The sequence below is a fragment of the Undibacterium cyanobacteriorum genome (assembly GCF_031326225.1).
GTDB classification, from domain to species: Bacteria; Pseudomonadota; Gammaproteobacteria; order Burkholderiales; family Burkholderiaceae_D; genus Undibacterium; species Undibacterium cyanobacteriorum.
This window is the reverse complement of the sequence record NZ_CP133720.1, coordinates 1,800,696-1,816,409: the sequence shown is the minus strand read 5'-3', so window position 1 is coordinate 1,816,409 and position 15,714 is coordinate 1,800,696. Positions and strand designations below refer to the sequence as shown.

The window sequence follows — 15,714 nt, the reverse complement described above, 5'->3', positions numbered from 1 at the left end:
ATGTCGAGAACGTAGAGAGAACATAGAAAGAACGTGGAGCTAACAACACAAACACGATCATGGCAGGTACAAGCATGATCGTGTTTGGCCGAACTTCTACATTATCAGGACTCCAACATTCCTTGCGCATAACTAACAACTGACTAGGCAACTGACCGCAGCGCCACAGCGCAAATCATGCAAACTCAACCAAACTCAACCAAACTCATGCAAACAACCATCGGTTAGTATCAGCGCGCTACGAATCTTGCGATGGGGATAGACCGCGGCCACCGCTTGGCGGTAGGTAGCGAGTTGAGCTTGATAGTCGGCCCGTTCGGAGGCTAGAAGTTGGCGTTTGTAATCTAAGATCCACACTTCATCCGCATACTGAGGATCATTCGCACGAAAAACCACCAATCGATCGAGACGCAATAATTGTCCGGCGAAGATAATATCCATCTCATTGCGTGCCACTGTCAGACGACTACGATCAAAAAAGGCTGTCAAAGCTGGGCTCTGCAAAATGCTCAAGGCTTGTTTTCTGACGACGCTCGCGATTGGCGATGGACACGGTAACCACTGTGCAATGACTTCGGCGCTTGGCATGATCTCGCTCCATGAAGCCGTTGCTGGGTTCGCCGTCATGCGCTCCATCAGAGCGTGCAGTGCGATGCCCTCGACCTGCGCTTCACTTGGTTGATCGGTTCGCGTTGCGTCTGAGTTTGATGTGTCATTTGCAAACGCATCTCGTGCCAGACCATCTTCAAATTGTCGCACGTAATCTGTCGAGCTGGCGACAGTCTGCCCCGCAGATATCGGCAGTGCTAAATTCGGTGGAGTGAAATCTTCGAATTCAAACTGTGTTGCCTGCTCTAAGCTAAAGCCAGCCGCAGACTTTGCTGCTCCCTCTCCCACTACGGTATCAGCGATCAAAGAGACTTCCGGAATTTCCATAAAGGCTTGATACCAACTACCTTCCGTGAGACCAGGCACTTCGCCGTCGCTCTTTTTGGCGTTAGCAACACCGCTGATCACCAACATCTGCTTCGCCCGCGTCACCGCCACATAGAGCAAGTTCAGATTTTCTTGACTCGCTTGATCTGCTTCGGCTTTGAATAATGCATCACGTGCTTTGCCACGTTGGTCACGACGACCGAAAATCGAAAAGTGTTTAGCCTCTCCATCGCGCAAAGGCCATGCACACAGAACGCCAACATGATCATCACTTGCATCGCTATGATTCGCATCAAGCATCACGACAATCTTGGCCTCTAAGCCTTTGGCACTATGGATGGTCAAAATCTGCACCGCATCGAGGCCGCTCACGACGTTCGATTCATCGGGTGACTCGTTCTCGGCTAGCTTGTCGTACTCAGCGATGCTGGCGATGAATTTCGGCAAACTAGGATAACGGCCACCATCGAGATTCAATGCAAGCTCAACAAAACCTAAGATGTTGCCGCGAACTTGGTCACGCTCGCTGGCAGAATTCAACTCCGCGTAACGCGCCAACACATCGCCTTGATGCAGTATCGTATCCAGCAGATCGTGGACTGGTAAATCATGGGCCGCCTGCATCCACTTCTGTAGCAAATCGTGCGCGCGTACGAGTTGCGGATGTTGCGAATGCTGTTGTTGAGCTAGCTGTTCTGATACCGATTCTACGGCATCACTCGCTTCATGAACGCTTGCACTGAGGCTTGCACTGAGACGTTGCCACCACGTAGCCTCGCCGCGCATAGCAAGCATCATCAAATCGCCGTCGCTGCAAGCAAAGATAGGCGATTTTAAAATATGCGCTAAAGCACGATTATCACTGGGTGTCATCAAGAAATTGAGCAGCGCCATCAGATCCATGATTTCCAAAGTCTGCAGCAAACCGCCTCGGCGGTTCGATACAAATGGGATTCCGACTTCGCGCAAAGCACGTTCATACGACGACAAATAAGAACGCCGGCGCACCAATAACATCACATCGGACCAACGCCAATCAGAGCCATCTCGTCCCTGCTCTTGGGACACTTTTTGCTGTAGCTGATGCTGTTGTTTCAGCTCGCACAATAAACGCGCGACTTGCTGCCCTTCTTGATAACGACTGAGATTTTCACTCTCTTCCGCTGGTGTCGTGAGCGGACGCCGAATCGCGTCTGATGGTGCACTATCTTGGTCTTGCTTATTGTCTTGATTCTCGTCTTGATTCTCGTCCTGTCCGCTCACTTGATCCTGATCGCCGACGCCAGCCTCTTCAACATCCTTCACCAGCGGCAAACGTAGTACCGAGCCATCTTGCGCCGACAAAGTCGTCTGCGGCGAATACAACTGATTACTATACATCGCCCGATTCAGTGCTTCAATCACCACCGGTGCATTACGACGCGTCTGATTCGTCTTCAGCACGATCGCGCCCTGTTGCGCCAACATTTCTTGTGCTGCCATAAAGACGCGTGGATCGGCGCGACGAAAACGATAGATCGATTGCTTAGGATCGCCCACCACAAATACGGTCGGACGTTGGTGATCTGCGCCGTAAGCGTCCAGCCAAGAACGTACGATATTCCATTGCAAAGGATTAGTATCTTGAAATTCGTCGAGCAAGATATGTTTATAACGTGCATCGAGGCGACCGAGCAAATAGGCTGCAAATTCTTCCCGACTCAACAAGCGATAGGCTTGCCATTCCAAGTCAGAAAAGTCGAGCGCGCCCTGCGCCGCTTTGATATCTTGATATTCATCGAGATAAGCCTGACCAACGAGGAATAAGGCTCGATTAATCTGCAACACATCGATTTCTTGGGCTCGCCGTGCGTAATCTTGAATCACGGCCGCGACACGATTAAAGGCTGCATTAAAGGCTTCTAATGGATCACCGACACCAGCGCCAAAATGTTCTGTTAATGCGGCGACAAAGCTTTTGACCTTACCGTTTCTACGCGGTGCGCCTTTGTCATCGTAGAATTCGTTGGCCAAGGCTGCAAAAAGTTCCAGGCCAGGAACCTCACCCTGAGATTGCATTTGCTGTGCCGTGGTGACCAGCGTTTCAAGTTGCCGAGCCCGCTCTTGATTGAGGGAACCGCCTTTTCCCAAGCATCGCGCAAACTGCGCGATTTCTTGCAGCAAGGCTTGATCGTCCCACAGCTGCAAACGTGCGTCGCGATGCGCATCTTCGCCAAGTACATCTTCTAAATGATCGAGCACTAATTGTGCATCGGGTACTTGACTATGTTCACAACTAATCGCCCACCATTCGGCACGTTTGGCCAGGAAAGCATCTAATAATTGTTTGGTCGAATGGTCGCCGAGTGCATCGAACAAGAACAGCATGGCTTGTCGAATTTGTGTTCCCGATGAAGATTCCCCTCGCCCTTGGTTTTCTGTAGCATGCTCACGTCGACCACTGATATTACCTATGCCTTCATCAGCCTCATTCTCTTTTTCAGCCAGCCCTACACGATTCAACAATTGCCGCCATGCTTCACGTTGCAACTGGCCTGTCGCTTCGAGTAACTGGAAGCCCTGCGGCACACCCGAGGCCAAAGGCGCGAGTTGAAGTAAGCGCCCAAACCAACTATGGAAGGTATCCATCGCGAGGCCTTGAGGATGATTCAGTAGACTTTCATAGAGACCACGCGCCCGCACTAAATTCGCTTCCACCTCGGTTTCTGACACACCACGATCGATCAATATTTGACTCGCTTGCGCGTGATCAGACAAGGCTAACTCGCGCAGCAACTCCATTAGACGATGACGCATCTCTTGCGCCGCTTTTCGGGTGAACGTAATCGCCAATAATTCCGAGGGCTCCGCACCTGATAAAAGCAAACGCAACATACGTGCGACCAACAACCAAGTTTTACCGCTACCAGCGCAGGCCTCCACCACCACCGATAGACTCGGATCGCAAGCGGAACGCGTAAAATTCATGGCATCAATCGCTTGACCGTTGCATTCGTAGGCTTTGGCGACGCTTGCTACTGGTTGCCCCACATTCGAAGCTGAGTTGGACGCATTCATGTCATTGGGTTCGAAGCTCATTGCCAAGCTCCTTTGCGGCAGAGGCCGCGCATATCACAGAACTGGCAAACACTTTCGACACCATGTGCTGGCAATGGACTACCTTGTTGAATCGCCTGCATACTATCAACGATGAGTTCTTCCAAATCGTGTTTCCACTTTCCATATTCTTGGGCTTCGCAATCGCCCGTTTTATTGCGCTCCAATTCAAGAGCAACGTAGGCTGCACCATCGACAGCATCGATGTATTGTTTATTGCCGGCGTCATCGACCTCCGCCACTGGGCGCAATAAACCGTAAAAGGCGAGCTGGTGATCTTCATGGGTTTTGAGACGCGAACTCAAGGCGCCCTTCTTCTTGGTCTTGTAGTCGAGCACAACACGTTCGTAATCACCATTGTCGAGCGCGCGTTCATCAATGCGATCGAGACGACCTCGTAACAAAATATGGCCCTTATCCCATTGCATGGTGCGCTCGGCCCACACTTCGCCTAAAGCATATTGCCAACCATCGCTCTCACGTTGATTGGCCCATTCAACGTAGGCCGGTATCACTTTAGTCCAACGCAAGCTGTATCCCAAAGCCGCAGGATTTTGTTTGAGAACGCGCCCAAAACTGTCATCAGAGATCGCTTTTAGTAAGGCGATACGCTCACTATGGTCTTCTCGCAGAGGGATTTGTTTGTCACGTAATTGATCGTGATAGTTTTTCAAAATCGCATGCAACCAATCGCCGTAATCTCGTTTTTCTGGCATGTCGCTCAGTTCATCCAGAGCTGACAACTTCAACATACGCCCTGCAAAAAATTGATAAGGACATGCCATCAAACTCGATAAGCCGCTGGCCGATAAGCTATTGGGCATCAAAGGCGCTGCGGTCGGCGTCGGCATGGTCACTTCACCCAAACTGAGTTGGCGTCGTTGCAATGGCAAGCGTTGACGCATCAATGCAGCTTGTGCTTGACGAGCCAAATCCAGCTCAAGTTGCTCAATCCAAGGACTGACGGGATTAAATTCGCCGTTGAGCTCAGTTTGCCAAGACAGCACGATTTCGTGGTTCGATAGCATCAGCTCTGCTAAATCTCGCAACTGCTGCAATTGTCTTTCTTCCCGTGTTTGCAAACCACACTCGCGTCGCACTGTATTAGTAAAAAATAGTGTTTCTTGAGGACGTGACGGCAAGTGTTTGGCGTCAGCACCAATCACATACACCGCATCAAACGTACGCAAGCGCGCACCGTTGAGCGGCAACATCACCACTCTTTGATCATGATGTTTGATGGTGAATGGCGTATTTTCCATGTGAAGTAACAGGAAGGCGCGCCACTCATTAAAACTCAATGGCGCCACAACCGCCTCACACTCTTGCCCCAGTGCTTGCAGCATCTTGATCACTTGTTGACCGGCGCTATCGCGATCCAACTGCTGATCCAAACCGAGTTCTGCCATCCACAACAGACTTTGTTTGGTCCACTCTTTGAGTTGGCGACGATTGGCCGCGCTGCTGCGTCCATAGCTATGTGCGAGGCGCGCAATCTTCGTCATCCACTGCCGTGCAGCCGGATGTCGATCAAGCGCAGCTAGGATGGCTTCCCAGCCGCCGAGCACATTTTGACCGCGTAGTGTGAGTTCGACTTGCATCACTAATTCCGCTTTGGTATTCGCGTTCAAATCGGTCAACAAGACTCGATTAGCATCACGCACATCATCTTCAAACACTTCGATGAACGGTGACTTGATGAAGTCAAGCAAGGCCATTGTTTCGGCATCGCTGATGATGACTTCGAACCAAGCCGCGACGACTGCCGCCGCCCGTGTGGTCGACAATTTCCAACCGGTCTCGTCGGCGACTAAGACCTGTGCGCGCTCAAGTAGTGCTCGCAGACGACGCGAGACAACACGATCTTGTGCGATCACGGCGATCTCAGATTTCCCAGCTTGCAGCCATTCCACGATGGTTTGTGCAGCTTGTCTTGCCTCGTCTTCCATATTGCTAGCCGCACAGAGGCGCAAGCGTTGCCACTTAAAGTCATCCAGCGCGTTAATGTTTGAGCTGGCAGAGCTCGCCAAACTGGGCCAGGCGTTCATGGAAGATTGAGAATGCTGAGGAAGCGACTCGTCGCCGAGCAAGCGCGGCCATGCACTCAGCATGGCGGCAGGCAAGGCTCTCGACTGCCAATCGATGGATGCCACGTGCACTTGAGCTTGAACTTGAGTTTGAATTTCGCCAGATAAGTTTTTACCTGTGTTGGCATAGGCTTGCAGAAATGCGGATTCCATTGCATTCGGCAACGTTGGTGCGACCCACAGCAAGTGTTCGCTGGCATGCGCTGCGATCGTCAAAGTCTTCTGCAAATACTGCACTGAACGATCATGTTGATCGAGTTGCGCTTGCCACAGCGTCCACACTAATTGGCTCTCTTCCGAGACTAAGTCTTTCACAGGCGTCGGCAGACTCGCTAAGGCTTGTTGCCACACACTCGCCATTTTTTCCGGCTGCATTTGGCCTTGCGCATCTAAGACTTTCGGCAACCACACCTCAGTTAACTCGTCACATAAACCAAGCAAAGTTTGCGCGAGTGGTAGCAAATCCGTGTTACTGCGTGTGCCAAATAGATTCTTTAGCCATTCGTGTTGACGCAGCTCAGCATAGAGACGGCTCAGTCGTTCACTAGGGGCTGCAAGCGGCACCGGTAAGGGCGTTTGCTGTTCTGTCCAGGCAAACATGGTCAAGATGCGCGGTGGAATAAACTCGCTCCCGATTTCCTTTTGCAAGGCTTTCAAAAGTAACTGCGCATGCTCAAAAGTCGGTACCACGATGCGCCACGCGGCGTAATCTTCTGTTACGATCGTCGGCGACACTGATTTTTCGGCCACCGTTGGTGCCGCATCAAATCCAAACAAATCAGCTTGTCCGACTTGCTGCTTAACTTGCCCCTTAACTTGCTGCATTTCTTGCGTCTCTGACTTTCCCCTCCCCTCTGAGGAACAGTCCGCATGAGCTGCAGTCATCAACTTTAAAAAAAGTCGAGCCGCATCCTGCCAAAAGGCGGGTGACGCTGGAATCCGATGCTGAAAAATTGTCATACTAAATATGCCATCAATAAGTTGCGTAGGACTTCTACAAACCACAAGCTGACCGCTTCGCCTCGGCGTACATCGGTACCGCCTTCGCCCCCACGCTCACCGTATTCAGTCTACGCAAGCAATAGAAAAATAACATTCTAGCGACTTTCCCCGCATAAACTCTGATAAAACTCTGATTAGGCTCTGATTTCAAGGTGTTTTCACGTGGCAAAACAGCGAAAGAGATGCAACTGCGCCTTCTTTTAAAAAATGAGGTATGATTTCACGCTGTATGCGTCATCTGATGTCGATTCAATCCATCTAGTGGCACCATTGAAATCGGCGTGACCATCCCCAAGTAGGCGTATGTCCGGTAATACACTTGGAAGCTTTTAGAATCGATGCTACGAGTAATGAGATCCTCATACACCCGTCAAGATCAAGCATCACCCACACAATATCCTGAGCAGTTTTAACTAACACAATAACGAGAAACCATGAGCGACAATATCATCTATGTAAGCGACGCCTCTTTCGACGCAGACGTTTTGAAATCTGAAACACCAGTCTTGGTAGACTTCTGGGCAGAATGGTGCGGCCCTTGCAAAATGATCGCTCCGATCTTGGAAGAAGTCGCTAAAGAATACGCCGGCAAATTGACGATTGCGAAAATGGACGTTGATGCGAATCAAGCAGTTCCTGCGCAATTTGGCATCCGCGGCATTCCAACTTTAATCCTGTTTAAAGGCGGTCAAGTCGCGGCACAAAAAGTCGGTGCAATGGCAAAAGGCCAATTGACCGCATTTGTTGACGCAAACATCTAAACGATCTCCGCCACTTAAGTAGATCGAAAGCATCTTGTACGGGCGATCAGCCAATAGCGATCGCCCGAAATCACACAAATAGCAGATACGTTGGACGAATCGAGTGGAATAGCACTGAAATTCCAGAAAATCTCGACGAAAACCATAAGTTTTTGTAGAAATTTATTTTTGTTTTGTTTTACAATAGCAAAACTGAGCAATGCAAAACTTGAGTCAGTCACTCAGCTGATGCAAAAGATCGATAGATCGATGAGTCGATCCACTCACAATATAAAAAGACGCAATAAAAGAGACCCAGCGACTTCCACAAATTCGCAAAAGCGACTGATAAGTAGCATTTTTCACCCAGTTAGTAGTTCAATTCTTTTCACCTCTGTTCACTCCCCCACCTCAATTCCCGTCACGGGACACTCACAACTATGCATTTATCTGAATTAAAGGCCTTACACGTCTCCGCGTTGTTAGAAATGGCCATTGGACTTGATATCGATAACGCTGCGCGTATGCGTAAGCAAGAATTGATGTTTGCCATCCTCAAAAAACGCGCCAAAGCTGGCGAACAAATTTTTGGTGATGGTGCGCTTGAAGTTTTGCCAGACGGCTTCGGCTTCTTGCGTTCTCCAGACGCGAGCTACATGGCATCGACCGATGACATCTACATCTCGCCATCACAAATCCGCCGATTCAATTTGCATACAGGTGATTCGATTGAAGGTGAAGTCCGCACACCAAAAGATGGTGAACGTTATTTTGCTTTGGTCAAAGTGGACAAGGTCAATGGTGAACCGCCTGAGATGTCGAAGCACCGCATCTTGTTTGAAAACTTAACGCCACTCCATCCAAGCAAACTCTTGCATTTAGAGCGTGATATGCGTGGTGAAGAAAACACCACCGGCCGTATCATCGATATCATCGCGCCTATCGGTAAAGGGCAGCGTGGTTTGTTAGTGGCATCTCCGAAATCCGGTAAGTCGGTCATGTTGCAACACGTTGCGCATGCAATCACGACTAATCATCCAGACGTCACCATGATCGTATTGCTGATCGACGAACGTCCAGAAGAAGTGACCGAGATGCAGCGTTCTGTGCGCGCCGAAGTGGTCGCTTCCACTTTCGATGAACCAGCCACGCGCCACGTTCAAGTCGCAGAAATGGTATTGGAAAAAGCTAAGCGTTTAGTCGAAATGAAAAAAGACGTGGTGATCTTGTTAGACTCCATCACCCGTTTAGCACGTGCGTATAACACAGTCATCCCCGCTTCTGGCAAAGTCTTGACCGGTGGTGTGGACGCTAACGCCTTGCAACGTCCAAAACGCTTCTTCGGCGCTGCCCGTAACGTTGAAGAAGGTGGTTCTTTGACGATCATCGCCACTGCCTTGATCGAAACAGGTAGCCGCATGGATGACGTGATCTACGAAGAATTCAAAGGCACCGGTAACATGGAAGTGCATTTGGAACGTCGCTTGGCAGAAAAACGCACCTACCCTGCAATCAACCTCAACAAGTCAGGCACACGTCGCGAAGAGTTGTTGATCAAACCGGATCAATTACAGAAGATCTGGATCTTGCGCAAACTCTTATACGGCATGGACGAAATCGAAGCGATGGAATTCTTACTCGACAAAATGAAGTCCACCAAAAACAACGCAGAGTTCTTCGAAATGATGCGTCGTGGCGGGTAATAGCATTACTTGCTGTTGGTAAGCTTCACATAAAAAAGCCAGACTGTATGTCTGGCTTTTTTGCTTCTACGATTCAACTTAACGATTGGATTAAAGGGAGTAGTTTTTTGTGAATGTGATACAAGCAGTGTGATCGAATTTACAGCGTTGATTTTGATAAGAGTTTCTAAACACCTAGTTTACGTCACACTGATCCATGAATTAATAGCTGCCAAGTTCATTCACTTAGCTTCGCCTCGGTTACGAAACGGCACCACTTTTTCCTCGCCACGCTTGTGCAAGATGATCCGTACATTCATATTTATCAAATCCCATTCAAAGTCCCTAACAAGTCCAATACGCTCTTTGATCAACTTGTTCAATTCATCTCGGCTTACGTCATAAAGAAATATTTCGGAGCTTGAGCCGTTTTGAAAAACAGCAAACTGTCCATCTGGCGAAATTGAATATGTCGAAATTTTACCAAGATTCCTGTCTTTGAAATATAGATAGTGAAAGTGATCAACACCATCTTTGTACTCAATATCCTTCTCGACATATTGAAATCCATAAGAGATATCAAAGCTTCGTGTTCCAATAACTTTGTCACTAAACGCGACCAAAGTGCACACAAATTGCAGGATAAAAAAGATTTTCATGACTGTATTTTTCTCGCGAAGGACCATATTCATAGTCCACTTAATTCTATGGGCGCACCGATCGCACCGTCAACATGCATGTTCGACTCTGTATCAAGACCCACTCTAAATAGCGAAGTGAGCCTATCTCTGTGCTTGCTCGCCTCAGTGTGGTCTGTTAGCTGTCATATGTACGATTACGCTGCACTAATTGCGCATCCCGGACTTACTTCATTGGTTTTCCATCATTAAGACGCAAGATTCCTTTTATTATGCAGTACAAAAAACGTAGGCTATTCGCAATCACGAAGAAACCAGCAATCAAGATTGCGCCTGGAGCACCTCCGGAAATAAAGGTCACTGTCAACACACCAATCACCGATAAAATGAAACCAATTAGAAATACCCAAGCGGAGCCGATTTGCCAAGCGTAATGACTTTTTATGATCGGATCTTGAATTTCACCGCGCTTAATATAGTTAATGATAAAAGCGATAAAGAAACTAACTCCGACAAAAAAACAGGCTGCGTAAAGGATGTAGACTACTAGCGCTAGATTTTTTTCTGAGATGCTTGGGCGATCCGACAAATTCATGTTTTCCATATCGTATCCATATCGAGGAGTCAAAATAATGCAATTTTATAAAAATTAAAATTTTAGCACTTTTCGATGAAGAGCCGTCCAAAAAAAAACCGAGCCACGCAGGCTCGGTTTTTCATTCACATCTGAACAGCGAACACACTACATCTTCCAACCACCACCAACGGCTTTATACACATTGACGATCGCTGCCAAATGCGCGCGTTTGGCGTCGATGACGGCGGTTTCTGCTGCCATCAGATCGCGCTGTGCGTTGAGGACTTCGAGGTAGCTGCTGTAGCCGTTTTGGTAGCGTAGCTCTGCTAAACGTAGCGCGTCTTTTAAGGCGCTGACGCGACGCTGTGACGCTGCTTCGATTTCCTGATTTGTTTCACTCGTCGCCAAGGCATCGTGCACATCCTTGAATGCGCCCTGCACGCTTTGTACGTATTGTCCGAGGGCGATGCGTTTGCGCGCTTCGGCACCTTCTACTAGCGAGCCGACCGCACCAGCACGGAAGATCGGTTGCACCAAGCTACTGCCGACATTCCATAGCAAAGAACTTGGACTAAACAAGTCAGACAGATCACGCGACTCACGTCCTAGACCCGTCGTCAATTTCAAACTAGGGAAATACGCGGACTTTGCTTGCCCTACATCCGCATTCGCGGCGATCAAGTTCTGTTCCACTGCGATCAGATCAGGACGACGAGCGAGCAAATCGGATGGCAACTCTGATGGCATCTGCACTTGTTGATACAAAGCGTCGATGCTGGCGCCACGCGCGATGTCAGTTTTCAAAATAGCCTTCGAAGATCGTCCCAACAACAAGGCCAAGGACGATTCGACATTACTCAAGCCTAGCTTTGCTTGCGCGACCGTGATCTCGCTTGCTGCCAACTCGGCTTCCGCCAAGCGTAGATCCGCTTCGCCGATCGAGCCTGCCGCGTAACGCTTCTGCTGCAAACGTACATTCTCTTGTCGTGTCTTCAAACTAACTTCAGCCAGACTCAGCTGAGCGTCGAAGGCGCGCAATGAAAAGTAGGTTTGTGCCACGTTGGCGATCAAACTGGTTTGCACCACGCCACGGCTGGCTTCTTGCGATAGCAAACGAGCTCGCGCTGCTTCATCCGCACGGCTCAATTTACCAAAGAGATCAACCTCATAAGCCGCACTCAAACCAAATTGAAAATCTTTCGCAAACGGCACTGCTCCAGCAGGCAACTTACCTGAATTCTCACTCGTCCGTGAACGGGTCGCGACCAGGTTGGCATCGACTGAGGGAAAACGATTCGACAAAGCAATGCCAGCGGTCGCTTTGGCATCATCAATGCGGGCAATCGCGATTTGCAAATCTTGATTTTTCGCCAGCGCCTCATCTAACAATTGGTTCAACACTGGGTCATTAAAAGACTTCCACCAGCTCAATAATTGCACCGCCTCGGCCTTGGTCGTTGCTGCATTTTTCGCAGGATCGAGTGCACTCTTGGATGAGTCGACATGACTCGACTTCGTTACAATCGAATTTGGCACATCAAGATCTGGACGCTTATAGTCTGGACCAACCGCGCAAGCACTCAAAAGCGTTGCGCCCATCATGGCTACCACCATCGCACGTGGCGTTATCGTCGAGCGCATCATGATTTCACCTCATTATTGCTTTCTTGGTTGGTTTCGTTCTTTACTGTCTTGGATGGACTCTTAAATGGGCTATCGAATGGATCATTCGCATAATGATGCTCAGGGTGATCAAAATCAGAGTCCAAGGTTTTAAAACGACGGTCATAGATCAATTTGAAAAACAGTGGAACTAAGAAAATCGCCAAGAAAGTCGCCGCGATCATGCCGCCCAATACACCCGTTCCCAAGGATTGACGTGCCGCTGCACCAGCGCCATGAGAGAATGCCAATGGCACGACACCTAAAATGAATGCTAAAGAGGTCATTAGAATCGGTCGGAAACGTAAGCGTGCTGCCTCCAGTGCCGCAGCAACGGGTGCGTAACCTTCATGCACTTTCATCACCGCAAACTCAACAATCAAAATCGCGTTTTTCGCAGACAAGCCTAGCAAGGTCACCAAGCCGATTTGGAAGTACACGTCGTTATTAAAGTGACGCAGATACACCGCCAACAGTGCACCAAAAATACCAAATGGCATCGCCAACAAGACCGAGAAAGGCAGCGACCATTTTTCGTATTGCGCCGCGAGAATCAAGAAGATCATCAAGACACCAGCACCCAATGCGAGACCACCGGCACTACTACTACGTTTTTCTTGGAAAGATGCACCGCCCCAGTCATAGGTCACGTCAGCAGGCAACACCGCTTTGGCCGCGCGCTCCATCGCTGCGATGGCTTGACCAGAACTGTATCCAGGTTTCGCATCGCCCAAGAGTTTAATCGCAGGCAAAGCATTAAAGCGTGGCACAGAGTCAGGGCCGGTAATGAATTTGATCGTCGAAAATGCGCGGATAGGAATCATTTGGCCGGCAGTGGATCGTACATACAAATTGCCGATATCTTCGGGCTTCGCACGATATTGTCCTTCCGCTTGCAATTGCACGGTGTACACCCGACCATTCTTATTGAAATCGTTGATGTAATAACTGCCCAATGTTGCGGCAAGCGTGTTGTACACATCGGATAAGACGACGCCCATCGATCTCGCTTTTTCATTGTCGACATCGACAAACAATTGCGGCGAGTTCGCTTGCCATAAGGTTTTCACGCCAGCCAATTCTGGTTGTTTATTCGCTTCTGCGATCAAGGCAGGCAGAATCGTCGCAAGACGTTTCACTCCACCCTCGCCTTTATTCTGCAAATAGAATTCAAAACCACCTGTTTGTCCCAAACCTTGGATCGCAGGAGGTGCGAAGAACAATGGCAAACCTTCTTTGATGCCACCAGTACGCATGAATGCCTCGCCCACCAATTCCTTGGCCGATTTGTCACGCTCATCCCACGGACGCAAAGGGAAAAACATGGTCGCTGCTGAAGACTTCAGACCACCGCCACCGAGAAAATCAAGACCGATCAGCGCGAAACGCGTGTCGATATTTTTATTGCCTTCCATCGCTGTTTCGATCTGTTTCACCATCATGTTGGTACGTTCAAGTGAAGCACCTTCAGGCAAGATCGCAGCACCGATGAAATAACCTTGATCTTCATCCGGTACCAAGCCACTTGGCACAATTTTCCACAGCATGCCGGCCATCACGATCATGCCGGCGAATAAACCCATGCCCAAAACAGCACGTTTCAAGAAGAAGCGCACACCATCGGTATAGCGTTTCGTGAAACGGGCAAAAGCATGATTAAACCAGTCGAAGAAACGATTATGATTTTCCGCACCTGGTTTCAACAAAATCGCACACAAAGCAGGGGTCAACGTCAAAGCGACTAAACCAGACAGCACGACGGCAATCGAAATCGTGACGGAGAATTGACGATAAAGTTCGCCCGCTAATCCGCCGAGGAAAGCGATCGGGCCGAACGCCGCCACCAACACCAGCACGATGGCGATGACTGGCCCTGTCACCTCACGCATTGCCTCAATTGCAGCGTCGCGCGGCGACATACCTTCTTCGTTCATCAAACGTTCGACGTTCTCAAGCACCACAATCGCATCATCAACCACGATACCAATCGCCAACACCATACCAAACAGCGTCAAGGTATTAATGCTATAGCCAAGCAAATGCAACCCAGCCATGGTGCCAATCAAGGACACCGGAACTGCCAAGGTCGGAATAATGGTGGCGCGCCAACTTTGCAGGAACACATACACCACAACAAACACAAGTACCATCGCTTCTGCCAAAGTTTTCAATACCTCGGCAATCGACTCGGTCACGAACGGTGTGGTGTCATAGGGCGTCGTATAAGTCATCCCTTCGGGAAACTTCGCCTTCAATTCTTGCATGGTCTTCTCTACCGCTTTGCGCGTATCTAAGGCATTCGCGCCAGTCTGCAAGAAAATACCGATATTGGCCGATGGATGTCCATTGACGCGACCATACAAGTTGTAGTCCTTCGAACCCAATTCCACCCGTGCCACATCTTTCAAACGAATGGTGCTACCGCCTTTATTGGCTTTGACAATGATGTTCTCAAACTCATGCGGCTCAAGCAAACGACCACGTGCAGTGACAGTTAACGTCATTTCTTCGGTATTATTTGGCGGAGCGCCAATCTTGCCCGCCGCGTACTGCGCATTTTGTTCGGAAACAGCGGCTGCGATATCGTTCACCGTGACACCGAGTTGCGCCATACGATCTGGTCGCATCCAAATCCGCATCGCGTAGTCTTTCGCACCGAAGACCTGCACATTCGTTGTACCTGGAATACGTTTGATCGCATCGAGTACGTTTTGCGTGACGTAGTTGGACAAGAACAAACTATCGTAACGATTGTCTTCGGAATAGACCGCGGCCACGACCAAGAAGTTGGCCGAACTCTTCGATACGGTCACACCTTGACGTCGCACTTCTTGCGGCAATTTGGCTTCTGCTTGACGCACGCGATTGTTAACATTGACCGCAGCAATATCGAGATTAGTACCAACTTCAAAAGTAATATTGATCGAGACGCGACCGTCTGCAGACGAGGTCGAATCCATATACAACATATTCTCAACACCATTGATTTGCTCTTCAATTGGCGCCGCCACAGTGCGCTCAAGCACCTCTGCCGATGCGCCTGGATAGAAGGCCGTGACATTGACGACTGGCGGCGAAATCTCAGGGTAGCGAGAAATCGGCAGGATGCGCAAAGCGGCTAGTCCTGCAATCACAATAATCAACGACAACACGGTCGCGAAAATTGGTCGCTTAATAAAAAATGAGGAAAACATAGAAATCCTTAGTTCTGTATAACGCTTTACGTTGCTACATAGAGCTATATATCGTTACCTATCGAGGTCGATTGATGATGGAGGCTCAAACGAGATGAAC

The 15,714-nt window shown here is 49.3% G+C and carries 8 protein-coding genes; 2 read left to right on the top strand and 6 right to left on the bottom strand.

The genetic code is table 11. From position 1 onward, the window contains the following. Window positions 1-195: 195 nt before the first annotated feature. Window positions 196-4,014 carry a UvrD-helicase domain-containing protein gene (locus RF679_RS07475; protein ID WP_309483592.1) on the bottom strand — a complete coding sequence of 1,273 codons (3,819 nt, stop codon included), beginning with the start codon at window positions 4,012-4,014 and terminating at the stop codon, window positions 196-198. Then, complete coding sequence (locus RF679_RS07470; RefSeq protein WP_309483591.1) at window positions 4,011-6,944, bottom strand: PD-(D/E)XK nuclease family protein; 2,934 nt, start codon at window positions 6,942-6,944, stop codon at window positions 4,011-4,013. The genes RF679_RS07475 and RF679_RS07470 overlap by 4 nt, the downstream gene beginning before the upstream one ends. A 611-nt stretch (window positions 6,945-7,555) precedes the next feature. On the opposite strand from RF679_RS07470, the gene trxA reads away from it, so the two are divergent. Next, window positions 7,556-7,882: a thioredoxin TrxA gene (trxA, locus tag RF679_RS07465; protein WP_309483590.1), complete on the top strand. Its 327-nt coding sequence runs from the start codon at window positions 7,556-7,558 to the stop codon at window positions 7,880-7,882. A gap of 419 nt (window positions 7,883-8,301) precedes the next feature. Further along, complete coding sequence (gene rho / locus RF679_RS07460; protein WP_309483589.1) at window positions 8,302-9,564, top strand: transcription termination factor Rho; 1,263 nt, start codon at window positions 8,302-8,304, stop codon at window positions 9,562-9,564. Window positions 9,565-9,785: 221 nt separating this feature from the next. Here rho and RF679_RS07455 read toward each other — a convergent pair whose 3' ends face one another. From RF679_RS07455 to RF679_RS07440, 4 genes are all read right to left on the bottom strand, one after another. Next, the gene (locus RF679_RS07455; RefSeq protein ID WP_309483588.1) at window positions 9,786-10,235 is read right to left on the bottom strand and encodes a hypothetical protein; all 450 of its coding nucleotides are present in this window, start codon (window positions 10,233-10,235) and stop codon (window positions 9,786-9,788) included. 172 nt (window positions 10,236-10,407) lie between these two features. Next, window positions 10,408-10,785 carry a DUF4870 family protein gene (locus tag RF679_RS07450; protein WP_309483587.1) on the bottom strand — a complete coding sequence of 126 codons (378 nt, stop codon included), beginning with the start codon at window positions 10,783-10,785 and terminating at the stop codon, window positions 10,408-10,410. 138 nt (window positions 10,786-10,923) lie between these two features. Further along, window positions 10,924-12,402, bottom strand: a complete 1,479-nt coding sequence (locus RF679_RS07445; protein WP_309483586.1) for an efflux transporter outer membrane subunit — start codon at window positions 12,400-12,402, stop codon at window positions 10,924-10,926. Then, a complete protein-coding gene (locus RF679_RS07440) occupies window positions 12,399-15,614 on the bottom strand; it encodes an efflux RND transporter permease subunit (protein ID WP_309483585.1) in 3,216 nt (1,071 codons plus the stop codon). The genes RF679_RS07445 and RF679_RS07440 overlap by 4 nt, the downstream gene beginning before the upstream one ends. Between the last annotated feature and the right edge of the window lie 100 nt (window positions 15,615-15,714).